This is a genomic window from Syntrophales bacterium, from assembly GCA_023229765.1.
Lineage (GTDB): Bacteria > Desulfobacterota > Syntrophia > Syntrophales > UBA5619 > DYTH01.
Map to the genome: position 1 here is coordinate 1 of JALNYO010000034.1, position 24,635 is coordinate 24,635.

The window sequence follows — 24,635 nt, forward strand, 5'->3', positions numbered from 1 at the left end:
TTTTTCTTGCGTACTCCCATTGCCAACGTTTTTTGAGGGCATTGATTTTCTCGTTTTTTATACTGAACGGTTAGTATATCCGATAGATGGTTGATCGGCTATCACTATAAAAAAACTTTGTCAAGAACAAATTTAGACAACTGGATATTTGATATAGCCCACCACGTAAATTTGCATTCTTGAACAGAACTGCCTTTAAAGCTTGCCCGGTAGCCCTGGAAGCTCATAAAAATTGATCAACGACATAAGTGCTGTACGGGATTTGTAAGATGCGGCAATGGAGTAGCTGTTTATGCATGTCGAACAGATTTTTTCTTGAAATAATGCGGACAACCACAGGCGGATGTGGAAATTCATAAAGTAAGGCGGGGGAGATGATTCGATTAGCTTAGACTGCGGAAACTATTCCAGCAGGATGCCGTATTTTTTCAAGATGTCTTTTTTCTCGATTATTTCCGGCACACCTCTGGGCATGAGAACCCTGCGGCCGCAAAGAATGGGGATTTCGTAAGCGTCGAAGATGGCGTAATATCCTCCTTCGAACACAATGAACTTATTGCCGTTTTCCTGGCGAATCCTGTCTCGGAATTTTCGAATGCCGGTTTCTTGTCCCTGCTTATCAAGTTTTTCTTGTTTGTCCATCCAAGTTCGAAACGCCGTAGTTAAAGCCATGACTATGATTGTGAGAGAGACCAGCGCTTAGAACGAAGCTTTTTTATCGAGGGTGATATATTTTAGAAGGAGGGTATTTCTATGTCAGTATCGGTTCTTGGGATAGACATCGCGAAACAGAAGTTGGATGCCGCACTTCTTTCAGATGGGAAGACAAAACATAAGGCCTGCAAGAATTCGGCAGAAGGTTTTGAGATGTTGAGGCTCTGGCTTGAGAAACAGGGGGGTTCAAGAAGTCCATGCCTGCTTGGAAGCCACGGGCAACTATGGAGAGGAGCTGGCGATCCATCTTCATGATGCGGGCCACAGGGTCAGCATTGTCAACCCCGCCAGGATCAAAGGATTTGCTCAGAGCGAACTGCTCCGCACCAAGACAGATAAACTTGATGCCGCCTTGATTGCCCGATTCTGTCTGGCGATGAAACCAGGCGCATGGATTCCGCCTTCACCGGAGATCCGATCCCTGAGAGCTTTAGTCAGGCGGGTTGATAGCCTGATCGACATGCGAAGCCAGGAGAAAAATCGGATCAGCACCGCACATGAATCGGTCTCTCTTTTGATCAAAGAACATATCGCTTATTTGGATCAAGAGATCGAAAAGATCAGAAAGCAAATTGCTGATCTTATAGGGAAAGATCAAAATCTTAAACGGAAAAAGGATCTGCTGGATTCTATTCCGGCTATTGGGAAAGTAACTATTCCTCACATCCTGGCTGAATTAGATGATCTGGAAAAGTTCAACCATGTTAGTGAACTGGTGGCGTTCATCGGGCTCGCACCGAAGGAAACGCTCTCAGAGTCATCTGTTAAAGGCAAACCCAGATTATGCAAAATCGGACATGCACGGCTCGGGAAAGCTCTTTACATGCCGGCATTGGTGTCGATTCAGTGCAATCCTGTGATGATTGCCTTTTATAACCGCCTAAAAGATAAAGGTAAAAACGGGAAAGTGATTGTCTGCACGATTATGCGGAAACTGGTTCATGTTATCTTCGGAGTCCTGAAATCCGGGAAAAAGTATGATCCAAACTTTAAACCAGTTGCCGCTTGACAAGAACGATATCTTGAGTTTGGCGTATCAGTCGTCTCTCTCTTTGTATTGTACATCAACCTTGATGTCCACTAAACGCATCATTCATCACCTATTTTTTCCTTTCAAATAGGGAACAAAAGATGTGGCGAGAAGTATCAAAGCCAGTGTGAGCGTGACGGCGGCGATGGGCCTGGTAAAGAAGATGAGAAAACTCCCCTTTGAAATCAGGAGAGACTGGCGGAGGTTCGCCTCCACCATGGGGCCGAGTACAAAGGCGAGGAGCAGGGGCGCACTCTCGTACTCGAATTTCCTGAAGAGATAGCCGATAATCCCGAATAACGTCATGAGAAACATGTCGAAGGTCCGGTTGTTAACGCTGTAAGAGCCCATGAGGCAGAAGAGCAGGATCAACGGGAAAAATATACGGTACGGGATCTTCAGTATCTGCACCCACATGGGTATGAGGGGAAGGTTGAGCACCAGGAGCATAACGTTGCCGATATACATGCTGCTGATGACACCCCAGAAAAGGTCGGGATGCTGTGGAATGAGGAAAGGGCCGGGTCGTATTCCGTGAAGCACCAGGGCGCCGTAAAGGAGCGCCATCACTGCATTCGCGGGGATTCCAAGGGTCAAGAGCGGGACAAAGGCGCCGGCAGTGGCCGCATTATTGGCCGATTCCGGGCCCGCAACTCCTTCGATGGCGCCCTTTCCAAACTGTTCCGGTTCTTTCGACAGCCGTTTTTCTATCCCGTAGGAGAGAAAGGAGGCGACAACGCCCCCTCCGCCCGGCAGGACACCGAGGAAAAATCCGAGCACGGAACCCCTCAGAATAGCCCCCTTCGCCTTTATCCAGTCGGCAAGCGTGGGGAAGAAGCTCCCCAGCTTCATCTTCATCTCAAGAAGTTCGGGCTTGGCGCTCCCCTCTATGTTTATCAGCACCTCGGAGATGCCGAAGAGGCCCACGGCCAAAGAGACCAGATCGATGCCGTCCCAGAGATAGAGAACGTTGAAGGTCATCCTGGGAGATGCCTGAATTGAATCGAGGCCCACGCAACTTAGTATGAACCCGAAGGCACCCATCATGATCGCCTTTATTACAGAGCCGCCGGAGAGGAATGTCACAAGGGTAAGACCGAGAAAGAGCACTGCAAAATACTCGGGCGGCCCGAACTTCAGTGCAAACCGTGCCAGAGGTTCGGCAAAAAGCATAAGCCCCACGAGCCCAAGCGTTCCCGCGATGAAGGAGCCGAAAGCAGCTATGCCCAGGGCAGCGCCGGCACGCCCTTTCTTTGCCATCTGGTACCCATCAAGACAGGTGACGACGGAAGCCGCTTCACCGGGTATTCTCACCAGGATGGAAGTGGTCGACCCCCCGTACATGGCGCCGTAATAGATACCGGCGAGCATGATGATGGCCGACAACGGGCTCATCCGGAAGGTGACAGGCAGGAGAAGCGATATGGCGCCTATCGGCCCGATACCCGGAAGTACTCCCACCAGGGTTCCGATCAATACTCCGATGAAGCAGAAGAGAAGATTCTCAGGCTGAAGCCCTATAGAAAACCCGTACATCAGACTATGGATCGTATCCATTCACTCAACCTTTCTCAAAAGCCGAATATTCCCTTCGGTACGGGGATATGTAACCAGATGGAGAAAACGAGGTAGGCCAGTGCCACCGTTACAAAACCGACGATGCTTTGAAGCCAGAGATTTGCTCGTCCGAGCATGCGGTACATGAACGTCATGAGACCGAAGGTCGCAATGAAGAAGCCTATCTTCGGCAGAATTGCGAGATAGGCAAAAATCGCGCATAGGACCAGAACGACCTTGATCCAGCCCCGCCCATTCTTCACGCCTTCTGTTTCGGCGGCGGGCAGACTTCTTTTTCGCTTCAAAAATGTTCCGAGAATAAGAAGGATTGAGAATAGAGCGAGAACTGCCCCGGCGAGGAGCACGACGAAGCCCGGACCCGGAACGTGGAGCGTGCCGATGTCGAGCCGAATAGCTTCGAGGCAGACGAAGATCGAGACAAGGAGCCAGAAAATACCGCTTGTTATGTCACGCACAGTCATAGGCGGCGCCTCAGAATTTCCGAAGAGTCCATCATCTGCCTCACTTGCCCACGTACAGGCCTATTTCTTTTAAGATAGGTATCCCTATCTCCTCCTGTTTCTTTATAGCGGCCTTGATAAATTCAGGCCCACCGAATTTTGGTTCTTCACCGAGCCTTTCAATACCTTTCTTGAACTCCGGGTCATCGTAAATCTTCTTGCAGACATCGGCCAACTTCTTTTTGATATTCTCCGGTGTATTTTTGTGGACATAGAGGCCGATGTAGGTAGGCAGCACTGCGTCAGGATAGCCCAGTTCCAGCGCCGTGGGGACGTTAGGGTAGTCTTTGAATCTCTTATCCGTATAGAACATGAGGAACCTAACTTTACCGGCCTTTACCTGGTCCGACACGGCACCGAGGACAAGGCTGCCCGCGTCCACATGACCGCCCAGAAGGGCTGCAAGGGCCTCGGGCGTGCCCTTGTAGGGTACGTCGATGGTCGTTACTCCTGCTCTTTTAAAGATGAGCATGGCGCTCATATGAAGGGTGATGCCCCGGCCGGTATGGGACCATTTCAACTGGCCGGGGTTCTTCTTCGCATAGTTGATCAGATCGTCAAAGGTTTTGTATGGAGAGTCCCCTTTCACCGCCATGCCGAGCCTCATTTCGACGAAGTTGGCCAGAGGGACCACGTCATCTGCATCAAATGGTACCTTTTGAGTCTTGATAGTGGTTGCAAAAAAGACTTGTGCCGATTCGAGGACTTTGTAGCCGTCAGGCCTGGAGCTGATTACATCGCCGGCGGCAAGGCTGCCGCCTGCACCTGGCTTGTTGACCACCACCATAGGCTGGCCGAAATATTTTGATCCTGTCTCTGCAATCACTCTCGCCACAATGTCGAAAGAACTACCCGGTGTGTAGGGGGAGACGATCTCCAGCGGGCGGGTCGGATATGACTGGGCTGCTGCAGGTTGCGTCGAAAAGAAGAGGATTGAAATAATTACAACTATCAATGCGCATATTTTACTTCTCATTGTACTGCCTCCTTTTTAATGTAGTCAGTAAACTTTTGGTAGCCGGTCAATGAAGTGTCAAGAACAACTATGCCGATCCGCCCTCCTGTATCATCTGAGCTAAAGTCTTGTCTCAGATCGGCAAACGGTAAAGTATCCTGGCGTTGTCTACATATATTTTCTGCCTGTCCTCGTCACTGATGTCCATCTCTTCTATGGCGTTTATGGTTTGCCGGTAATTCCGGTTACCAAGCTCCGTATCGCCAAGAGGCATATCGATGCCGAAGAGTATGCGGTCCGGACCAAAGAAGGTGTGAGCGCACATCAACGCCGAGGTGTTGCCATAGAGCGCCGTGTCAGCGTAGAACATCTTGTAATAGTCGATAGGGGCCTTCGTAAGCCCGTGGACGTACTTTTCCCCTCTGCGCATCTCTCCAATGTCAAAGAACTGCTTGATTCTTTCTGCAAAAAAAGGAACCATGCCACCGCCGTGATGGGTCAAAAGCTTCAGGTTGGGGTATTTTTCCAGTATGCCGCTGAAGACGATCCGGGTCATGGCTACAGTCGTCTCATAGGGCCACCCGAAGGTGCTGAACACCTTGTACTTTGATGCGGTTTCAGTCCTGTAATCCGGGTAGTCAGGGGCCCTCATCGGGTGGATCACGATCGGCAGGTTGTACTGCGACATTTTTTCGTAAAGGGGCATGAATTCCGGAGAGTCGAGAGGTTTATCCTTGATTGGGGTATAAATCTGGATGCCCCTGAACCGAAGGTCGTTTATTGCCCTGTCCGCCTCTTTCAGGGCGGCGTCCATATCGTTCATGGGCAGAGAGGCAATGGCAGCGACGAACCTATCGGGGTATTTGAGAACCAGTTCAGCCATCGAATCATTCGCAGCCTTTGCCAGGTCTATGGCTCTCTGCGAGTCCGCAACCTCTTCAACGGACGGCCAGGCCATGGTCAATACCTGCACCAACCCTTCGTACTTGTCCATTATCCGGAATCTGTAATCCAGGTCGTAAAGAGTGGTAATGGGATCAATCTTATAGGCAACCTCATCGGGAGCTATTTTCCCGAGAAGCTCCTTGTACTTGGGTGGTACGATGTGAGCATATGCGTCGATCTTGAGCGGATATAGCTTTTTCATCTGTTTTCCCTCCTTCTGAGTTAAGATTGAATTGATAAATTCGCCTAAATTCAGGTTCTATTCTGTCATGGGCGCCAACGAGTTCTGCTGCCAATGTTTCGAATGAAACACAAAGTTCTCGATTGTAGTAAGCAAACGCTGAATTAAAACGAATATACTTTTCAAACTTGTCAAGCACACCCCCCTTCACTTCCCCGACAGCAAGAATCAGATTATTCAAGAAACGCTTTTCGAATTCTTCTACAATCCTTTTAAGAAGTTCTTCCTTGTTTTTGAAATGCCAATAAAGAGCTCCTTTAGTTAATCCCGCGGCTCGAGTGATATCATCGATAGAAGTGCCATGATAGCCCTTTTCTAAAAATAATCTCATCGACTCCTGAAGAATTTTTTCTTGCGTACTCCCATTGCCAACGTTTTTTGAGGGCATTGATTTTCTCGTTTTTTATACTGAACGGTTAGTATATCCGATAGATGGTTGATCGGCTATCACTATAAAAAAACTTTGTCAAGAAAATTTTTTATACGCCGCTTTTGGTGGTGGTGAGTATAAACAATGCGCCCCGTGAGTAACTTAATTTTTCGGAAAAAGTTGGCTTGACATATGGTTCCATCTTGGATATCAGACCCGATATGGAATATGTAACGTCGAAAGATGGCACACAAATCGCCTATGAGCGTCGCGGTGAAGGGCCTCCGTTAGTACTGGTACACGGCGCAGCCGCTGATCATTCTCGTTGGAAATCGCTCCTTCCTGCTCTGAAAAAATATTTCACAGTTTACGCTGTAGATCGCAGAGGCCGCGGGCAGAGCGGTGATGTCAGGGCCTATGCCATAGAGCGCGAATACGAAGATGTGGTTGCCGTTGTAGATTCAATTCCGGCTCCAGTGAACTTACTGGGACATTCCTATGGTGCGATATGTTCTTTGGAGGCTTCCCTCAGAACGTCCAACATTCGGAAGCTGATTTTATATGAACCTCCAATACCTATTGATCTAAAAAAGAATATTTCTGCCAGTATTATAAGCAGAATGAAGGCATGTCTGCATGTTGGAAAACGTGAAGAAGCCTTGCTGCTTTTTTTGCAAGAGATCGTCAGAATCCCGCAAAAAGAAATAGATATCCTGAGATTACTCCCCAATTGGTCTTTTAGGGTAGCCACAGCTCACACTATTCCCCGTGAAGAGGCATGTGCAAAAGCTTATGTTCTTGCCCCTCAAAGGTTTTCCCACATGGAGACACATACGCTGCTTCTTCTGGGTGGTGACAGTCCTTCATCCTTTAAGGATGCGATCGAAGCTCTAAAAATATCTGTTCCTAACAGCAGAATTGCAACGATGCATAGACAGGGGCACGCAGCTATGGAAACCGCCCCAGAATTATTTTTAGAAGAGGTCATTGGATTTCTATCCTATGATAATCATTAATTCTACCAAAATATTTAGTAACTGCTCAGGTCGTTTTCTGGCAGGATTTACAGGATGAGCAGGATTTTGGCAAGCCGGCAGTTTGTCCAGGGTGTGCGACAAATTTATGGGTAACAATTTCAAGTGGCCATCCGGGATTGGGGCGACGAAAACAAAAAAGGGGCTGAAAATCCAAACAGCAGTTGACGTCAATGAATACGCAAAAGGAATTAAAATCACGGATCAGGAAACAAAAACATTAGCCCTCCAAAGGGAAGAATTTCATGGGGAATGGAATTACGCATTGCATCCGAGATAAATTGCTTATGTTAATTTGTAATTATTACTCCGGCAATCAAACAGATAAACTGTCATGCCGGACCTGATCCGGTATCCAGTCAAATTAATTCTGGATTCCGGCTTTCGCCGGAATGACGACTTTGACATATATTGTTGCCGGAGTAATAATACTAAGTTCAGCCGCAACAAGGCACCCATTTCAAGACGGGATGAATATTTATTCATAAGGAGCAAGGTTATGGGATTCAAGGTTGTTAATGTATTCAATGTGCCGGGGGAGGATTTCGGGGATGAACTGGGTTTTCCGTTAGGTGCGACCTTAATCAACGGGGTGTGGATGCAGGAAGAGGAGATCGTCGCTCAATGCCGGGACGCGGATGCGCTGATTGGCGTGGTTTCCGTCCAGCCCTTTAATCGTCGCCTGATGGGCGCCCTGCCTAAGTGCAGGGTCATCGCCGGCATCGGCATTGGTTATGACAAAACTGATCTGGAAGCGGCAACCGAGCAGGGGATAGCTGTGACCAATGTTCCCGACTACTGCCTGGACGAAGTTTCCGGGCTCGCAATAGGAATGATCCTGTCCCTTGGGCACAAGTTGCTTCAGATTGACCGGGCAGTCAGGGAACGGCGTGTGGTCTTTACGGTGGACAAAAAGGCCCTCGATGAAATTGCGCGGCCCATGTTCAGGATGAGGGAGCAAACGGTGGGCATTGTGGGTTTCGGCAAGATCGGGACAGTGACGGCAATGAAGGCCAGGGGATTGGGAATGCGCGTTATTGCCCATGATCCCTATGTGCTCGGTCCGGTCATGGAAAGTAGGGGAGTTACGCCTGTGGATTTCGACACCCTGCTTAAGAAGTCTGATTTTATCAGCATTCATACCCCTCTGAACGTCGAGACTAAAAACATGTTCGGCTACGAACAATTCGGGAAGATGAAGCCCACCGCTTACTTTATCAACACTGCGCGGGGGGGATGCATGGACCAGCCGGCCTTGATCCGGGCTCTGCAGAAAAATCTCATTGCCGGCGCCGGCATAGATGTTACGACCGATGAGCCAATCGCTCAGGATAATCCGCTCTTGGGTATGGGGAATGTGATTTTGACCGGACATAGCGCTTGGTATTCCCTGACTTCAGAGGCGGACCTGTATCGAAGACCGATGACGCAGGTGGTCCAGGCCCTCCGGGGTGAATTTCCCGTTTACACGGTCAATACGGAGGTGAAAAACAAATGGATGGCCCGCTGGGGGGTAAAGGATTGATCTTATAGAAATGTATTGACAAAGGGGGGTGTCTTGGTTAACAGCGATTATACTGGCAAGAAATCGGCATCGGTCGCCTGTCAAGGCGTTTTTTAAGCTACTCATCAGTCAATTGTGGCTCCATGGTGGGGCTACCTGAGTAGTTACAATATTTAATGAAATAAACGATTGGAAAATATGCCGAACTCCCAGTACGAAACTGTTGCCCCTCTGTGCATGACAAATCAGATATTGTATGTTTTTATGGGGACAAACCGCATCCTTCTGGAAGCTAAAATATACTGTCGTTAACTGACGCAATTAAGTCTTCGTGTGCACCCAGTATCTGGTATTATTGTAAAAAACCGGGGGAGGTCGAATCGTATGGAGAAGAAAGTGCTCAAAAGGGGACCGGAGGAACTTCAAAAATATGTCCTCGAAGCACATCTCTGCACGGGGTGCGGAGCTTGTATGAATCTGTGTCCTTATTTCAGATCATACAGGGGCAAAACAACGGCGCTCTTTACCTGCGCTATTGATGAGGGGAAATGTTTTGCCTACTGCCCCAAGATAGGTGTTGATTTCGACGGACTTTCCCAGCGATTCTTCGGCAAACCGTATGACGGAAGTCCTCTCGGCCCCTATCAAACGATCACCGCGGCGTATGCTGGTGACCGGCTGAAAGGTATAGCCTCGCAGGCGGGCGGGACTGTATCGGCCCTCATCTATTTCGCCCTTGAAAAAGGATATATTGACGGAGCGGTCCTGACAGAGAGGAAGGGACTTCTGCCTGTTCCCCGTTTTGTCACTGCTCCAGAGGATGCACTTGCCTGCAGCACCTCAAAATATACAGCGGCGCCAACCCTCTCGATGGTCAACCAGGCGCTGAGGAATGGATACAAAAATATCGGCCTCGTTGGGACTCCTTGCCAGGTGCTGGCTACGGCTCTGATGCGTTCGAATCCCTTTAATATCGAAAACTTTGTTGATTCCTTCGGGCTCGTTGTCGGGCTGTTCTGTACATGGGCAATAGATTACCGGCTCTTTGAACCATTCCTCGCTGAGCAAACCGAGATCAGCCGGATTAGAAAGATTGATATCCCCCCCCCTCCCTCTGAGATTATGGAGGTTTTCGTGAATAACGGGAATAAACTGGAGATACCATTGAACGAAATCCGCAAGCTCGTTCCCAACGGCTGCTCCTACTGCATTGATATGACTTCCGAGTTTTCCGATCTCTCCGTGGGGGTAATGGAAGGCAGACCCGATATGAACACCTTGCTTGTCAGAACGGAGCGGGGGAGAAAGGTCGTCGAGGAGGCCGAAAAGGAGGGATATCTAATCCTTGCGGAGATACCGGAGGAAAACCTTGAGCACCTGACCTGGGCGGCTGGGAACAAGAAGCGGCGCGGCCTCGCCAAGGCACAAAGTGAAGGTATGATCAATACGAAGGGTGACGTGAAAGCCTACATGAGGATGAATCCCCAAGTCCTTGAACGGCTGGCTGCACAAGCTACGGGAGGGTGCGATGTCTTATCTGACTGATACGAAAGAAGGCGCTTCATACCTGGTTATGGGAAACGAAGCAATCGTCCGGGGCGCCCTGGAGGCGGGCGTCAATGTTGCCAGCGGGTATCCGGGAACTCCCTCATCGGAGATCATCGAAAGCCTCTCCACGGTAGCCCGGGAGCGCAATCTTTACGTCGAGTGGTCTGTCAACGAGAAGGTGGCCCTCGAGGTGGCGGCGGCGGCGTCCTTCTCCAAGCTGCGGTCATTGTGCGCCATGAAACAGAACGGCGTAAATGTGGCATCCGATTTTCTGCTCCATCTTGCTGGTTCAGGAACCAGGGGGGGATTTGTCTTGGTTGCCTGCGACGATCCGGGCGCTCTCTCCAGCGTCAACGAAGGTGAATCCCGATACTTCGCGCGGCTTATGGAGATCCCGCTTCTGGAACCGGGCACGTTTCAGGAGGCGAAGGACATGACCAGGTGGGCCTTCGAACTTTCGGAAGAACTCAAACAGATCGTAGTCGTCAGGAGTGTGACCCGTATGTCCCACGCCAGCGGGAATATAACCTTCGGCAAACTCACCGATAAAAAAAGGATAGCCGAATTCAAGTTCGACGGTCTCATCCTCGATCCCGACGCTGGAATAGTCATCAGCGTCCCCGTAGCTTGGAAACATCAGCAGCAGCAGGAAAAGATCAAAAAAGCGCAAGAGATATTCGAGGACAGTCCCTTCAATACCTATGAGGGTGCCGAAAACCCGGATCTCCTGCTCGTCACGAGCAGCGCCTGCTATCTCTACAGCAAGGAGGCGATCGCCGTTCTCGGCGTGGAGGATCGTGTCGGTCTTCTGAAGATAGGGACGACCTGGCCCCTGCCGCCGAGGCTGATGGCAAAGCACCTCTCGCGGACGGATCGGGTAATGGTGGTGGAAGAGGTACTCCCCTTTCTTGAGGAAAATTTGAAGATCCTGGCCGCCGAAAAGGCAGCCGAGATCGGGATAAAAACTTTCTACGGAAAGAACGATGGGACCATTCCAATGACGGAAGAGCTGAATCCCGATCTGGTCATCGCGGCACTGAAGACCGTCATGGGAATCGACTATAACTCCGTCCCGGACGAATACACGCGGGCGGCGCAGAGTTCCGTCGTTTCCAGCGCGCCGGTGCGGGAGCAGGTCTTCTGTCCCGGTTGTCCGCACCGGGCTTCTTTCTTCAGCATTCATAACGCCCTTGAGATGGACGGCCGAAAAGGCTTTGTCTGCGGGGACATCGGGTGCTATTCCATGGGCATCGGTGCCACGGGATTTCGCTCCATCAAAACACTGCACTCCATGGGTTCCGGGACAGGTATCGCCAGCGGATTCGGGAAACTGGGACAATTTGGAATGAACCAGCCCATCCTGGCGGTATGCGGGGACTCGACCTTCTATCATTCAGTGATTCCCGCTCTTGTCAATGCTGTCCATAATAGGTCCAATCTAACCTTGGTAGTGTTGGACAACAACGGTACGGCGATGACTGGCTTCCAACCCCACCCGGGCCTGGACTGCAACGTTCTCGGCGAGGCGGTCCCCCCGATCGATATCGCCAGGATATGCGAGGCTATTGGTGCACGGGTCGAGATCAGAGATCCCTTTGAACTGGAGAATACCCGGGAAACATTGAATGAACTGATTGAGGATGCAAGCGGCGTCAAGGTACTGATCATGCGTAAGGCCTGCGCCCTCAGTCCCCAGAGGAAACACAAAAAAGATTATACTGTTTATGTTGATCAAGACCTCTGTTGGGGAGAGAAATGCGGCTGCGGGCGCTTCTGCACCCGAATATTCGGATGTCCCGGCCTCATCTGGAACGAGGCGAAGCAGAAGGCGGAGATTGATGAAGTCATCTGTACAGGGTGCGGCGTCTGTGCCGATATATGCCCGCAGGGCGCAATCAAACGGGAGGAGGCGGCATAGGCAATGACTGTGAAACGATTATTCAAGGATCCTTACAATATCATAATCGCCGGTGTAGGCGGCCAGGGGAACGTCATGGCCTCCCGTATGTTGTCAAATATTCTGGTGCATAAAGGGTACAACATCACTATCGGAGAAACCTTCGGCGCCTCGCAGCGGGGGGGCTCGGTCATGAGCCATATCAGGGTATCCTCCCTGTCGAGCTGGAGCCCCCAGATGCCAAAAGGGAAGGCCGACGTGGTGGTAACGCTTGAACCGATCGAAGCGATACGAGTGTTGGCCGGATACGGCAATCCCGCGGTGAAGGTGCTCACGAACACCCGCGCCATCTATCCCGCAGGCGTCATAGCCGGAAACCTCTCCTATCCGACGTTCGATGAAATCAGGGAGACGCTGAAAAAGCTGTCGAGCCGCGTCTGGTTTATCGACGCTACCGATGAGGCGGTCAAATTAGGCAATTCGATACTGGGGAATATCATCATGATCGGCGCCTTGTCGACCGTGGATGACCTCCCTGTCGGCCGCGACGACTTCAAGGAGATCCTCTCACGCATCCTCCCCGCGGAGAAGATGGACGACAACCTCAAGGCCTTCGACCTGGGGGTGGCGATGATGAAGAAATAGCGTTGGCAACCAGCCCGCTGCTCCTGCTCCAGGCATAGGCGTGATTACTGGCGCATAGAGATAAAATTGACAAATAAATTACAGGAGGGTGAATTTTGGATTACAAGTATCTTCTCTTGACTAAAGAAAATGGGATCGCAGTAGTTACCGTCAATCGTCCTGAATGTCTAAATGCTCTTAATAGCGAGGTTCTTTCTGAGCTATACCAAATGTTCGTCCACATTGAGAAAGACCCGGAGGTAAGGGTCATTATCCTAACCGGCAGCGGGGATAAAGCCTTCATCGCTGGTGCTGATATTCTGGAAATGTCCGATCAAGATAGCGTAACCATAGAAAATTTTATTGTAAATGGAAGAATGGCTTTAGATAAAATTTATAATATCAATAAACCGGTTATCGCTGCCATTAACGGTTATGCCTTTGGAGGTGGAAATGAAGTAGCCCTTTGCTGTGATCTAAGAATTGCCTCTGAAAATGCCAAATTCGGGCAATTGGAAATAAACCTGGGAATTGTTCCTGGCGGCGGATCTATACAAAGGCTTACAAGGTTAATCGGCATGACCAAAGCTAAAGAAATAGTCTACACCGGGGACATAATTGATGCTGAAACCGCCCTTAAAATCGGTTTTATTAATAACGTTGTTCCTCAGGATAAACTTATGAATGAAGCGAAAGCCTTGGCGAATAAATTGATTAGCAAGAGCGGAGTGACCTTGGCTTATATCAAGAAATGCTTTAATACGGGCGCCGATTTGAGCCTGTCAGCCGGCCTGGATTTGGATGAGTCCTATTTTGCCCGCTGCTTTTCCACTTATGACCAGAAAGAAGGCATGAAGGCCTTTTTAGAAAAAAGAAAACCTGGATTTAAGAATAAATAACTATTTCAGTGCCTTGAAAAAGTATTGAATCGCGTTTTCTGTGGATGCTTCATAAGCTTCGATCAATCTAATGTCTGCCTGCCATATGGCATGCAGATTTGTCGCGGATCCGGTGTGAATGATTGATGGGCGTTTTCTCGATAATTATGGTATGAAGCCGACTACCAGCGGTGGAGATCCATCCGGACGCGGCGGCAAAAGAGGGAATCAGCGATGGCGACTGGGTCATCATCGAGTCGCTCCGGGGCAAGATCCGGCAGCGGGCCGCCAAGCTTACTTACGGGATTGCCCCCGATGTAATCGCCGCCCAGCATGCCTGGTGGTTTCCGGAAAAAAGTGACCCGTGGCACGGCTGGGAAGAGTCCAACGTCAATATCCTGACCGACGATGCCTTCGCAAGCTGCGACCCGGCCATGGGGGCAAACCATATCCGCAGCCTGCTCTGCCGGATCTATCCCGAGGACGAAAGGAAAGGCCGATGAACCTGGAAATTACCGAGGAGAAGTGCTGGGGATGCAAGACCTGCGAGGTGGCCTGCAAGCAGGAGAATCAGGTTCCCGACGGTGTAAAGCTTCTCCGCATATCGGAAGACGGGCCGAGACAGGTCAACGGCGAGTGGCACTTCGTCTTCCGGGTGAACCGTTGCCGCCATTGTGAAGAGCCGCCTTGCGTTGCCGCCTGCCCGGAGACGGCGATCGGGAAGCGGGAAGACGGCATCGTTATTCTGTACCAGGACAAATGCACCGGCTGCTGCTCCTGCGTCGCGGTTTGCCCTTACAACGCCATCGCCTATGACGAAACATCCGGAGTTGCGCTGAAGTGCAACCTCTGTCACCACCGCATAGAAAAAGGCTTGCTGTCGGCGTGCGCCGACAACGTTTGTCTTGCCCACTGCATTAACCTGGACGTCGCCTGCTGAAGCTTTTCAGTGCCTTTTCGCCTGTGCTGGCTATTTCCCGCGGGCTTCCTTCTGCAGTTTCTTTACCATGTCGGCTTTCTCCCACGGATAGTTATCCATGAAGAGCGTCTTCGGGATCCGGCGGTAGGTTTCGCTGTTGAGAAGATCAAAACGCCCGATCATCCCTGCCGGGGTGAGGTCAAACAGCTTGGCCACTAATTCCTCAAGCTTTCGGTCGCCTGTTTTAGCCGTCCCGAAGCTGTCGATGTAAACGGAAAAAGGCTGGGCGACGCCGATGGCATAGGAGAGCTGGACGGAGCATTTTGTGGCAAGCCCCGCGGCGACGATGTTTTTGGCGACATGACGGGCGCCGAAGGCGGCCGAGCAGTCCACTTTTTCCGGCGTTTTATTGACAACCGCGCCGCCTCCGAGCTGGGCGCCCGGATATCCGCCATACGCCTGGACGACAAGCTTCCTGCCGGTTATCCCGGAGTCTGCCGCGCTGCAGGAGTTTATCGCCTGCCATTCGCCGGTGGGATTGAACATGAATTCAGTATTCTTATCCACGTAACCTTTCAGGACGTCAAAGGCGAGCTTGCGGGCCTTTTTTTCCACCAGTTCTCTTTTGCCTTTCACAAAGCGATAGTCAATGGCATTTGACATGAGCACCTTAGCCAGGCGAACGGGCTTGCCTGTTTTGTCGTTATATTCTACCGAGACCTGCCCCTTGCCGTCCGGGGCAAAGATGGGATCGCCGCAGTCTTCAAAGGCTCTCATCATTTTTGTGGCAAGGACATAAGGAAGCGGGAGCAGCTCCGGCGTTTCGTCACAGGCAAATCCGTACATGATTCCCTGATCGCCCGCCCCGATCTCCTTGTATTTACCTGAATCGGCGCGGGTGCCCATGTTGATGTCCGGGGACTGAGGAATAATGGCGTTCAGAACGCCAATGGAGTTGCCGTTCAGGCCGACGGCGATATCGTTGTATCCGATGCTGAGAACGGTTTCCCGAACAATCTTGTCAAGGTCAATCCAGGCCCTGGTGCTGACCTCCCCGCCGACGACGCAAAGCCCTTTGCCGAGGAAGACCTCGATGCCGCAGTGGGGCATATTGTTGATGTCCATCCCGAGCTTTTTCTCCTGGTCAAGGATGGTGGCGATGACGTGCGCGGCGATCGTATCCGCAACGATATCCGGATGTCCAATCTTGATGCTTTCCGATGTGATCTGCATTTTTGTCTCCTTTTATAAGTTTAGTTTTCCCAAAACGAAAAAACCCGCGCCAGAGCGCGGGTTATAATTCACATGCACTTTAGCACATTTATATAGCGGAGCAATTGACATAAATTCCCGCTTCCGGCGCGGTGAATACGTCACGAAAAATAAAAAGTCAAGGAAAATATCAGAGACGTTCAAAAAAAGAAAATTTTTGCTTGACTTTCCACAACCGGGACATACAATGCGCGCATTCTTTTGCTGTGGTAAGTGAGCCACGGCATAACAAATCGACCATCAAACATAAATTGAGGAGGAGCAGAAATGGAGCAAGAAAAGAAGATTGTTCAGGGAAGACGTTCGTTTTTAAAGAAGGCAGGGGCGGGAATCGCCGCAGGAGCGGGAATCGCCGCAGGCATAGGGGTGGGGGCGCCGTTTGCTCATGCGCAGACAACAATTCGCTGGCGCCTTGCGTCCAGCTTTCCGAAGTCGCTGGACGCCCTCTTCAGCCCGTCCGAGGAGTTTGCCAAGATTGTCGGAGAGATGTCCGGCGGGAAGTTTACGATAACCGCCCATCAGGCCGGGGAGCTGCTTCCCGCATTTGGCGTGGTTGACGGCGTGCAGAACGGGACGGTGGAGTGCTGCCACACAGCGCCTTACTATTTTTTCGGCAAGGATGAGACCTTTGCGATCGGCACCGCGATTCCCTTTGGCCTGAACTCCCGCCAGATGACCGCCTGGATGCACGAGGGAAATGGCCTGAATCTGATGCGCGAATTCTACAAAGGCTACAATATCATCAACTTCCCGATGGGCAATACCGGGGCGCAGATGGGCGGATGGTATCGCAAGGAAGTTAAATCGTTAAAGGATTTAAAAGGGTTGAAGATGAGAACCGCCGGAATCGCCGGCACCGTTATGCAGCGGCTGGGGATGGTGACTGTGAGCATGCCGGCAGGCGAGATTTACACATCTCTGGAAAAGGGCACCATCGACGCCGTCGAGTTCGTCGGGCCGTATGACGACCTGAAACTCGGTTTTTACAAGGTGGCGCCGAATTATTACTATCCCGGCTGGTGGGAAGGCGGCGCGGCGACTGATCTTTATGTGAATGCGAAGGCATTCGAGGCGCTTCCGGCGGAGTACAAGGCGATGGTCGAGGCGGCCGCGGCGCGTTCGCACGTGAAGATGCAGTCCATATACGACGTCAAGAATCCGGTGGCCTTGAAGCAATTGGTGGCCGGAGGCGCCAAGCTGCACCGTTTCTCGAAGGATATCATGGATGCCGCATTCAAGGAGTCGATGGCACTCTATAGCGAGCTTTCCGCCAAGAATCCTCGCTGGAAGAAGGTTTACGAAGACTACAGCAAGTTCCGGTCGGACTCGAACATGTGGTTCCGGTTCGCCGAGGCCGGTTTCGACACTTTCATGCATGCGCAGAAGTTGTAAGATTAGCATTCAGTAGAGGCAATTGCAAAACTCCGTGTCATGCCCGAATGCTTTTGTCGGGCATCCATGATTTCAAATAGTTAAAAACTGGATTCCCGCCCAGAAGCGTCGCGGGAATGACAGCGTTGGGAGTTTTGCAATTGGCTCAGTAGAGAAAAAAAGCCCCGCGCAGTCTCAACGGGGCTTTTTTTCAGGACAAATCTTTGTTACTATTTCCCGTATGATATTTATTTCTTTGCCGCGATCAGTTCGGCATTGATCAGGATAATTGCAGAAGGGGGTTGAGGGATGTCCAGTGCGAAAGGAGGATCGAAGAATCTTCTTGAAGATGTAATTGATGCGGGTCTTTGCACGGGATGCGGCGCGTGCGTTACCGGTTGTCCCTATATCGTTGTGTGCGAGGGGAGGGTTGTTGTCCTGGATCGGTGCACAATCGAAGAAGGCGATTGCTACAGACACTGTCCCCGCACCAGCACCGACATGAACGCAGTCAGCGACAAGGTTTTCGGGGTTCCTTTCAGCATCGCCGAGACTGGTCATGCGTTGACGATAGCGATGGCGCGGTCGGCCGATAACCGGACCAGCAACAAGGCGCAGGACGGAGGATGCGTGACGGCGCTTCTGGCCTTCGCCCTTGCGGAGGGAATGATCGATGCCGTGGTGTGCACAAGAATGGATGAAGAGAAGGTGCCGCACGGCTTTATCGCGCGCTCGCGCGACGAATTGCTGCAATGCGCCGGATCGAGCTACGAGGCGGGATTTGCCATCGAGGCATTCAGAAAGATTCCCGCCGATAACGTCGACAGGCTTGCGGCAGTCGGGGTTGGCTGCCAGGTCGAAGCGCTGGCCAAAATGAAGGCGAGTTTGCCGGTAAATGGCGGAAATCCCGCCCGCATTCAATTAACCGTGGGGCTCTTTTGCGGATGGTCGCTCCGTTCAGATTATTTTCGCCCCCTTCTCAAGGAAATCTGCAACCCGGCGCAAATCGTTAAATTCGACATTCCCCACAGTCCTCACACAAGTTTCGACGTATATACGCAGGAGGGGAGGAAATCCGTTGCGCTTGACGAGATCAGAGCCGCCATCAATCCCGCTTGTCAGTACTGCTGGGACATGACAGCGGAATTTTCCGATATCTCGGTTGGTTCCGCCGGTTCCAAGTTTCCGGGATGGAACACCATTGTCATTCGCACTGAAAAGGGCGCCGGGCTTGTGGCGCGGGCGAGGGACGCAGGACTTGTCGAAATCCAGTCCCTTCCGGAGTGGAGATTGTCGCAACTGACGACGGCGGCGCTCAACCGGAAAAAGGCGGCCTTCAAAAAGCTTGCCGAAAAAAGCGGCGACCGTCATGATCTTCTTTATATCTCCGGTCTTGCGGAAGGGTTCGCCGACAGTTTGCTGGAAGGCTGACATGCGGGAGCTGTCATTACGAAACTAAGGAGGGTGAGTCGATGGCCAGTATTGCGACTGATAATCCGGGGGCCGTTGTTCTGCTGATGGGCAACGAAGCGATCGCCAGAGGGGCGATCGAGGCGGGGATCGGGGTTGCCGCCGCCTATCCGGGAAGTCCCACCTCGGAAATATTGCCGACGATTGCCGGCGCGGCCGGGGAGAGGGATATTCACGTCGAGTGGTCTGCGAACGAAAAGGTGGCGACGGAAGTGGCCGCTGCCGCATCGCTTGCGGGGATACGTTCGCTTGCAGTCATGAAGCAGAACGGTTTGAACATTGCGGCAGATTTTATCGTCAATCTGAACATGACCGGGAGTGGGGATGGCGGAATGGTGATCTTTGTCGCCGATGATCCGGGCGGCATGACGAGCAGCAACGAACAGGATTCGCGAATAGTTGCCAAATGGCTCGACAATCCTCTGCTGGAGGCCCAAAGCGCCCAGGAAGCAAAGGAGATGCTGAAGTGGGCCTATGAACTTTCCGAAAGGCTCAAGCTGCCTGTTTTCCTGAGGGGAGTGACACGGCTTTGCTACACGCGAGGCAATGTCGCGCTGGGCGAGTTACCTCCTAAAATTCAGAAAAAAGCCTACTTTCCCGATACCTGGGATATGTACAATCCGACTAAAAGCAAGTTCACTGCGGGGCCCTCCCCCGTGGCGCACCGGAATCTGCACGAAAAACTCGAAAAAGCCCGCGGCATTTTTGAGGAATCCCCGTTTAATCGGTACAGCGGGCCGGAAAATCCGGAACTGCTGATTATTGCCTCGGGTGTCTGCACATCGTACAGCGCCGAGGCGCTGAATGTCCTGAAGATCGAGAAGCGGGTCGGGTTGCTGAAATTGGGGACGATCTGGCCTCTTCCGGAGAAACTGGCGGCTAAATGGCTTGGCTCCACAAGAAAAGTGCTGTTTGTCGAGGAGACGGACCCTTTCATCGAGCAGAGCGTGATGGAATTTGCGGCCAGCAGGCTTCCGGAAATGGGCGGACTCACCTTTTTCGGCAAGCGCTCCGGCCATCTTGCCCCCTGCAACGAACAGAGCACCGACCTGGTCATTGCAGCGCTGACTGATATTCTGGGGTTGCCTCCGCAATTGGGCGATCCCGACTATCAAAAAAACGCCGCAGAGGCGATGAAACTAGTTCCGAATCGCCCCATCAACATGTGTGCGGGCTGCCCCCACCGGGCGACTTTCTGGGCGGTAAAAAACGCCATTGCCCTGGACGGGCGAAACGGGTTCGTCTGCGGGGATATAGGTTGTTACTCAATGTCCTTTGCCGCTCCCGGTTTCTACCAGGCGCGGACAATGCACGCAATGGGTTCCGGAACCGGGCTGGCAAACGGATTCGGCAACATGCAGCGGTTTGGGTTTACCCAGCCCGTGCTTGCAGTGAGCGGCGATTCGACGTTCTATCATGCGGTGCTGCCCGCCCTGGTAAGCGGCGTCTATAACAAGGCTAATTTTACACTCCTTATCCTCGACAACAGCGCGACCGCGATGACGGGATTTCAGCCTCATCCCGGCACGGGATTGCGGGCAACGGGCGAAACGGCCCCGGTTGTCGATATGGAGGAGCTGTGCAGGTCGGTTGGCGCCGAGGTGAGGGTCTGTGACCCCTTTGCACTAGGGGAGGCCACGAGGGCAATCCTGGAGATGATGAAGAAGGAAGGGGAGGGACCCCGGGTCGTCATCATGCGGCATATGTGTCAGTTGCTCAAGGCAAAACGGAAGATTCCCGATAAATATCGCGTGTTCGTGGATCAGGAGAAGTGTCTCGGCGATTCCTGCGGATGCGACCGGCTCTGCACCAGGATTTTCGGCTGCCCCGGCCTGATGTGGGACAGCGGGGCGAGAAAGGCCGTGATAGATGAGGCGATCTGTGTCGGTTGCGGGCTCTGCGCTGATGTCTGCCCTGCGGGCGCGATAAAAAAAGAGGAGGTGAACTGAGCATGGCTGCCGGAACATTGTCAAAAGAACCATTTAACCTGATTGTGGCAGGGGTTGGCGGCCAGGGTAACGTGCTTTTGTCCGCGTTTATTGGCTTGGCGCTTGTCCGCGAAGGGTTTATGGTTAGTGTTGCCGATACCTTCGGCGTGAGTCAGCGGGGGGGATCGGTGACCAGTCATATCAAGATTTCCCAAGAGACCTCTTACAGTTCCGTCACACTCCGGGGGAAGGCCGATGTCATTCTCGGCATGGAGCCGGTCGAGACCCTCAGGGCTTTGGGAGAATTCGGGAACCCGGACGTGGTTGCGATCGTGAATCCCCGGCCGGTGCATCCCTCCGGCGGCATTCCCTATCCCGATCTGGATGAGGTTAAGCAGGCGATCCGCAAACTTTCCGCAAAGGCAATGTTTGTAAATGCCACCGAAGAGGCGTTGAAGATGGGCGATCCGATCTATACGAATATCATCCTGCTGGGCGCCCTGATGGGGGCGGAGGTGTTGCCTGTAGGGAGACAGGCCCTGCTGCCCATTTTGCAAGAGCGTTTTCCGCAGGGAATATTCGAAATGAATCTCAAGGCTTTCAACAAAGGAATAGAGCTTATCAAGGGCGCCTGAATCTGCCGGGAGCAGCAAACCCGTTTCCCGGTGGGCAGAACTTGGGATAATGGTATTGCTTGTTGACTTTTGGGAAGAGGGCAATAAAATGCAGCGGCTTTTCGTTTTGGAAAGATCCACGGTAACCACCTGCAAAAATTGATAACGAGGAGGGTAAGCGATGAAGAAAGAAAAGAAGATGGCTGAAGGGAGACGTTCGTTTTTAAAGAAAGCGGGAGCGGGCATGGTGGCTGGCGCCGGCATTGCCGCCGGAATGGGGGTTGCGGCCCCCTTTGTTCATGCCCAGTCAGCCATTCGCTGGCGTCTGGCGATGAGTTTTCCAAGATCGCTTGACACCATCTACAATCCGGTCGAGGAGTTTGCCAAGATTATCGGCGAGATGTCCGGCGGCAAGTTTACCATATCTGTGCACCCCGCCGGAGAACTTCTCCCCGCCTTTGGCGTTGTTGACGGCGTGCAGAACGGAACGGTGGAGTGCTGCTTCACAGCCGCTTACTATTTCTTCGGCAAGGATGAGGTATTCGCGATCGGCAGCGCCATCCCCTTTGGTCTGAATTCAAGGCAGATGACCGCCTGGATGTTCGAGGGCAACGGCCTGAAGCTCATGCGCGAATTCTATCATAATTATAATATCATCAACTTCCCGATGGGCAATACCGGGGCGCAGATGGGCGGGTGGTATCGTAAGGAGTTGAAATCGTTAAGTGATGTTAAGGGCTTGAAGATGAGAACCGCCGGCATTGCCGGAACGGTCATGCAGCGGCTCGGGATGGTGACGGTGAGCCTGCCCGCCGGCGAGATTTACACCTCGCTGGAGAAGGGCGCCATCGACGCCGTCGAGTGGATCGGCCCCTATGACGACCTGAAGCTTGGTCTGTACAAGGTTGCGCCTCATTACTACTATCCCGGCTGGTGGGAGGGGAGCACGCAGGCTGACCTGTACATCAATATAAAGGCATTCGAGGCGCTTCCGGCGGAGTATAAGGCGATGATCGAGGCCGCCTCGGCGCGTTCGCAAATCAAATTCCAGGCCGGTTACGATGTCAAGAATCCGACAGCCCTGAAGCAGTTGGTGGCAGGCGGCGCCAAGCTGCACCGTTTCCCCAAGGACATCATGGATGCCGCGTTCAAGGAGTCGATGGCGCTCTATGGAGAGCTCTCCGCGAAGAACCCTCGCTGGAAGAAGATTTACGAAGACTACAGCAAGTTCCGGGCGGACGAGAATATGTGGTTCAGGTTTGCCGAAGCCGGGTTCGACAATTTTATGCATGCGCAGAAGCTTTAGGAAAATCTGCTGTTTTCTCTGGAACAATAAAAACCCGTCCTTCCGCAAGCGAGCTTTGGGAAGGGCGGGTTTTTCGATATCGCCGAAGGGCTATGCAGGTTCTGATAGAGGCCTTGTCGCGGAGGGCATTATTTTTTGCCCTTGTCCTTTTCCAGCGCGCGCATGACCGCTGCCATAGGATCCTCCTCTTCCTTCTGTCCGCCGGCGCCGCTCTCCGGCGCCAGGGATGTTTCCTGGCCGTCCGCCTGTTCCGGCGAGGGGGCCTCCAGCGTTGCGGCGCTTTGCTCTTCCCCGTATTCCCCCTGCTCGGCTTCGAGCTTTATGCTGTCGAGATTCACCGCCTTATTCTTGTCGAGCCCGCCGGTTACGAGCTGCGGAAAGGATAACACCACGATCACCATAATCACCTGCAGGGCGATGAATAAAACGGAGCCCTTGTAAATCTGGGGCGTTGTCATGGCCTTAACCGTCTTGCCCGTTATCCGGTCGATATAATCGTTGCGCGGGGCAACGCTGCGGAGGTAGAAAAGGGCAAAGCCGAACGGGGGCGACAGGAAGGAGGTTTGCAGGTTCATCCCGATCAGGACGCCGAACCATACCAGGTTGATGTCCAGTTTGGTGGCCACCCCGACCAGAAGCGGGATGACGATGAACGCGATCTCGAAAAAATCGATGAAACAGCCCAGTATAAAGACCAGGATGTTCACTGCGATCAGAAAACTCAGCCTTCCGCCCGGAAGTTGGGCAAAGATATGTTCAACCCAGAGGTGGCCGTCCGCCGCATTGAAGGTAAAGCTGAACACCGTCGCCCCGATCAGGATAAACATGACAAAGCAGGAAAGAATAGTTGTGTTTTCAAGGGCCTGCTTGAAAAGTGCAAAATTAAGCTTTCGCCGGGAGAAGGCCATGATCATGGCGCCGGAAGCTCCCATAGCCCCCCCTTCAGTCGGGGTGGCGACGCCGATGAAAATGGTGCCGAGGACCAGAAAGATCAGCACCAGCGGAGGGAGCAGCGCAAAAACGACGCGCTCAGAAAGTTTGGACAGCAGATGGAGGCGGAGGAGTTTATTGGCTATTGCCATCACAAATGCCACTAACGAGGCCACAGTCACGGAAAGGGTGATGATTTCGTCGGAAGGCGCCTTGTCTGTGCGGCCGATAAGCGGATTGATTATGGAATCGTGAAAGTAGCTCCAGACAAACGCCGCGGCAATCGCGATGCCGAGGACAACCAGCAGGGATATGTAACCGCTGGCGCCGTTTTCTTCCCTATAGATGCGCGCCTCTTTCGGCAGAGCTGGCACCCACCTTGGCCGGACGATGGCAAGGATAATGATAAAAAGCATGAACAGTGCCACCAGAAGCAAGCCCGGAACCATCGCGCCGGCGTACATATCGCCGACGGAACATCCCAGTTGATCGGCCATGACGATCAAGACCAGGGAGGGTGGAATGATCTGCGCCAGTGTGCCAGAGGCGGTGATGACCCCGGCGGTGACGCTGTTGTTGTAGCCATAGCGGAGCATAATCGGCAGCGAGATCAGCCCCATCGAGATGACAGCCGCCGCCATCACGCCGGTGGTCGCAGCCAGTAGGGCGCCGACAAAGATCGTCGCTATGGCGAGGCCGCCCCGCAGAGGGCCGAACAACTGGCCGACCGTTTCCAGCAGGTCCTCGGCCATGCCGCTTCTCTCGAGGATGAGACCCATAAAGGTAAAAAAGGGAATCGCCAGCATGGTTTCATTCTGGACGATCCCGAAGATTCTGAGCGGCAGCGCCTGGAACAGGGAATTATGGAACATCCCTGCCTGTATCCCGATGAACCCGAAGGTAAGGCCGGTGGCCGCAAGGCTGAAGGCGACCGGGAACCCGGTTAACAAAAAGCAGAAAAGGCCGACGAAAAGCAGAGGGACGAAGTTATTGGCGATGAATTCCAT

General features: G+C 52.4%; 21 protein-coding genes and 1 pseudogene. 14 read left to right on the top strand and 8 right to left on the bottom strand.

All coding sequences use genetic code 11. The annotated features are described in order from the left end of the window. Positions 1-402: 402 nt before the first annotated feature. Positions 403-642 carry a hypothetical protein gene (locus tag M0P74_14300; GenBank protein ID MCK9364755.1) on the bottom strand — a complete coding sequence of 80 codons (240 nt, stop codon included), beginning with the start codon at positions 640-642 and terminating at the stop codon, positions 403-405. A gap of 277 nt (positions 643-919) precedes the next feature. Between M0P74_14300 and M0P74_14305 the strand changes: the two genes are divergently transcribed. Then, the gene (locus M0P74_14305; GenBank protein ID MCK9364756.1) at positions 920-1,723 is read left to right on the top strand and encodes an IS110 family transposase; all 804 of its coding nucleotides are present in this window, start codon (positions 920-922) and stop codon (positions 1,721-1,723) included. 87 nt (positions 1,724-1,810) lie between these two features. Here the strand turns inward: M0P74_14305 and M0P74_14310 are convergent, their stop codons facing one another. The 5 genes and pseudogenes from M0P74_14310 to M0P74_14330 all read right to left on the bottom strand — a co-directional run bounded on the left by M0P74_14310 (position 1,811) and on the right by M0P74_14330 (position 6,288). Further along, positions 1,811-3,301: a tripartite tricarboxylate transporter permease gene (locus M0P74_14310; protein MCK9364757.1), complete on the bottom strand. Its 1,491-nt coding sequence runs from the start codon at positions 3,299-3,301 to the stop codon at positions 1,811-1,813. 14 nt (positions 3,302-3,315) lie between these two features. Then, positions 3,316-3,783, bottom strand: coding sequence for a tripartite tricarboxylate transporter TctB family protein (locus M0P74_14315; GenBank protein MCK9364758.1), 468 nt, complete (start codon positions 3,781-3,783; stop codon positions 3,316-3,318). 40 nt (positions 3,784-3,823) lie between these two features. Beyond that, a complete protein-coding gene (locus M0P74_14320; protein MCK9364759.1) occupies positions 3,824-4,798 on the bottom strand; it encodes a tripartite tricarboxylate transporter substrate binding protein in 975 nt (324 codons plus the stop codon). A gap of 112 nt (positions 4,799-4,910) precedes the next feature. Further along, positions 4,911-5,924 carry an amidohydrolase gene (locus M0P74_14325; protein MCK9364760.1) on the bottom strand — a complete coding sequence of 338 codons (1,014 nt, stop codon included), beginning with the start codon at positions 5,922-5,924 and terminating at the stop codon, positions 4,911-4,913. Between the two features lie 265 nt (positions 5,925-6,189). Next, a pseudogene (locus tag M0P74_14330) lies at positions 6,190-6,288 on the bottom strand (TetR/AcrR family transcriptional regulator). A gap of 266 nt (positions 6,289-6,554) precedes the next feature. Between M0P74_14330 and M0P74_14335 the strand changes: the two are divergent. The 8 genes from M0P74_14335 (at position 6,555) to M0P74_14370 (ending at position 14,758) form a co-directional block, all read left to right on the top strand. Continuing rightward, positions 6,555-7,349: an alpha/beta hydrolase gene (locus tag M0P74_14335; GenBank protein ID MCK9364761.1), complete on the top strand. Its 795-nt coding sequence runs from the start codon at positions 6,555-6,557 to the stop codon at positions 7,347-7,349. Between the two features lie 517 nt (positions 7,350-7,866). Then, on the top strand, positions 7,867-8,892 hold the full coding sequence (locus M0P74_14340; protein ID MCK9364762.1) for a C-terminal binding protein: 1,026 nt from the start codon (positions 7,867-7,869) through the stop codon (positions 8,890-8,892). Between the two features lie 363 nt (positions 8,893-9,255). Beyond that, positions 9,256-10,416, top strand: a complete 1,161-nt coding sequence (locus M0P74_14345; GenBank protein ID MCK9364763.1) for a Coenzyme F420 hydrogenase/dehydrogenase, beta subunit C-terminal domain — start codon at positions 9,256-9,258, stop codon at positions 10,414-10,416. Then, positions 10,400-12,337, top strand: a complete 1,938-nt coding sequence (locus tag M0P74_14350; GenBank protein MCK9364764.1) for a thiamine pyrophosphate-dependent enzyme — start codon at positions 10,400-10,402, stop codon at positions 12,335-12,337. Before M0P74_14345 ends, M0P74_14350 begins: the two co-directional genes overlap by 17 nt. A 3-nt stretch (positions 12,338-12,340) precedes the next feature. After that, the gene (locus M0P74_14355) at positions 12,341-12,961 is read left to right on the top strand and encodes an indolepyruvate oxidoreductase subunit beta (GenBank protein MCK9364765.1); all 621 of its coding nucleotides are present in this window, start codon (positions 12,341-12,343) and stop codon (positions 12,959-12,961) included. Positions 12,962-13,056: 95 nt separating this feature from the next. Continuing rightward, complete coding sequence (locus M0P74_14360) at positions 13,057-13,839, top strand: enoyl-CoA hydratase-related protein (GenBank protein MCK9364766.1); 783 nt, start codon at positions 13,057-13,059, stop codon at positions 13,837-13,839. Between the two features lie 170 nt (positions 13,840-14,009). After that, positions 14,010-14,321 (top strand): hypothetical protein, encoded by a 312-nt coding sequence (locus tag M0P74_14365; protein ID MCK9364767.1) that lies wholly within the window; start codon positions 14,010-14,012, stop codon positions 14,319-14,321. Further along, a complete protein-coding gene (locus M0P74_14370) occupies positions 14,318-14,758 on the top strand; it encodes a 4Fe-4S binding protein (protein ID MCK9364768.1) in 441 nt (146 codons plus the stop codon). The genes M0P74_14365 and M0P74_14370 overlap by 4 nt, the downstream gene beginning before the upstream one ends. Before the next feature lie 30 nt (positions 14,759-14,788). On the opposite strand, the gene metK is transcribed toward M0P74_14370, so the two are convergent. Next, positions 14,789-15,970, bottom strand: a complete 1,182-nt coding sequence (gene metK / locus M0P74_14375) for a methionine adenosyltransferase (GenBank protein ID MCK9364769.1) — start codon at positions 15,968-15,970, stop codon at positions 14,789-14,791. A 306-nt stretch (positions 15,971-16,276) separates the two neighbouring features. Here metK and dctP (M0P74_14380) point away from each other — a divergent pair, with 306 nt between their 5' ends. From dctP (M0P74_14380) to dctP (M0P74_14400), 5 genes are all read left to right on the top strand, one after another. After that, positions 16,277-17,401: a TRAP transporter substrate-binding protein DctP gene (dctP, locus tag M0P74_14380; protein ID MCK9364770.1), complete on the top strand. Its 1,125-nt coding sequence runs from the start codon at positions 16,277-16,279 to the stop codon at positions 17,399-17,401. Positions 17,402-17,689: 288 nt separating this feature from the next. Continuing rightward, positions 17,690-18,811: a Coenzyme F420 hydrogenase/dehydrogenase, beta subunit C-terminal domain gene (locus M0P74_14385; protein ID MCK9364771.1), complete on the top strand. Its 1,122-nt coding sequence runs from the start codon at positions 17,690-17,692 to the stop codon at positions 18,809-18,811. 41 nt (positions 18,812-18,852) lie between these two features. After that, positions 18,853-20,799 (top strand): indolepyruvate ferredoxin oxidoreductase subunit alpha, encoded by a 1,947-nt coding sequence (locus M0P74_14390; protein ID MCK9364772.1) that lies wholly within the window; start codon positions 18,853-18,855, stop codon positions 20,797-20,799. A 2-nt stretch (positions 20,800-20,801) separates the two neighbouring features. After that, positions 20,802-21,413 carry an indolepyruvate oxidoreductase subunit beta gene (locus tag M0P74_14395; GenBank protein ID MCK9364773.1) on the top strand — a complete coding sequence of 204 codons (612 nt, stop codon included), beginning with the start codon at positions 20,802-20,804 and terminating at the stop codon, positions 21,411-21,413. A 160-nt stretch (positions 21,414-21,573) separates the two neighbouring features. Further along, positions 21,574-22,698, top strand: coding sequence for a TRAP transporter substrate-binding protein DctP (dctP, locus tag M0P74_14400; protein MCK9364774.1), 1,125 nt, complete (start codon positions 21,574-21,576; stop codon positions 22,696-22,698). A 128-nt stretch (positions 22,699-22,826) separates the two neighbouring features. On the opposite strand, the gene M0P74_14405 is transcribed toward dctP (M0P74_14400), so the two are convergent. Then, a complete protein-coding gene (locus M0P74_14405) occupies positions 22,827-24,635 on the bottom strand; it encodes a TRAP transporter large permease subunit (GenBank protein MCK9364775.1) in 1,809 nt (602 codons plus the stop codon).

Excerpts from the sequence above, each read along its gene's own strand:
- M0P74_14300 (MCK9364755.1), bottom strand. The coding sequence starts at position 642 with ATGGACAAACAAGAAAAACTTGATAAGCAGGGACAAGAAACCGGCATT.
- M0P74_14310 (MCK9364757.1), bottom strand. The coding sequence starts at position 3,301 with ATGGATACGATCCATAGTCTGATGTACGGGTTTTCTATAGGGCTTCAG.
- M0P74_14315 (MCK9364758.1), bottom strand. The coding sequence starts at position 3,783 with ATGACTGTGCGTGACATAACAAGCGGTATTTTCTGGCTCCTTGTCTCG.
- M0P74_14320 (MCK9364759.1), bottom strand. The coding sequence starts at position 4,798 with ATGAGAAGTAAAATATGCGCATTGATAGTTGTAATTATTTCAATCCTC.
- M0P74_14325 (MCK9364760.1), bottom strand. The coding sequence starts at position 5,924 with ATGAAAAAGCTATATCCGCTCAAGATCGACGCATATGCTCACATCGTA.
- M0P74_14335 (MCK9364761.1), top strand. The coding sequence starts at position 6,555 with ATGGAATATGTAACGTCGAAAGATGGCACACAAATCGCCTATGAGCGT.
- M0P74_14340 (MCK9364762.1), top strand. The coding sequence starts at position 7,867 with ATGGGATTCAAGGTTGTTAATGTATTCAATGTGCCGGGGGAGGATTTC.
- M0P74_14345 (MCK9364763.1), top strand. The coding sequence starts at position 9,256 with ATGGAGAAGAAAGTGCTCAAAAGGGGACCGGAGGAACTTCAAAAATAT.
- M0P74_14350 (MCK9364764.1), top strand. The coding sequence starts at position 10,400 with ATGTCTTATCTGACTGATACGAAAGAAGGCGCTTCATACCTGGTTATG.
- M0P74_14355 (MCK9364765.1), top strand. The coding sequence starts at position 12,341 with ATGACTGTGAAACGATTATTCAAGGATCCTTACAATATCATAATCGCC.
- M0P74_14370 (MCK9364768.1), top strand. The coding sequence starts at position 14,318 with ATGAACCTGGAAATTACCGAGGAGAAGTGCTGGGGATGCAAGACCTGC.
- metK (MCK9364769.1), bottom strand. The coding sequence starts at position 15,970 with ATGCAGATCACATCGGAAAGCATCAAGATTGGACATCCGGATATCGTT.
- dctP (MCK9364770.1), top strand. The coding sequence starts at position 16,277 with ATGGAGCAAGAAAAGAAGATTGTTCAGGGAAGACGTTCGTTTTTAAAG.
- M0P74_14385 (MCK9364771.1), top strand. The coding sequence starts at position 17,690 with ATGTCCAGTGCGAAAGGAGGATCGAAGAATCTTCTTGAAGATGTAATT.
- M0P74_14390 (MCK9364772.1), top strand. The coding sequence starts at position 18,853 with ATGGCCAGTATTGCGACTGATAATCCGGGGGCCGTTGTTCTGCTGATG.
- M0P74_14395 (MCK9364773.1), top strand. The coding sequence starts at position 20,802 with ATGGCTGCCGGAACATTGTCAAAAGAACCATTTAACCTGATTGTGGCA.
- dctP (MCK9364774.1), top strand. The coding sequence starts at position 21,574 with ATGAAGAAAGAAAAGAAGATGGCTGAAGGGAGACGTTCGTTTTTAAAG.
- M0P74_14405 (MCK9364775.1), bottom strand. The coding sequence starts at position 24,635 with ATGGAATTCATCGCCAATAACTTCGTCCCTCTGCTTTTCGTCGGCCTT.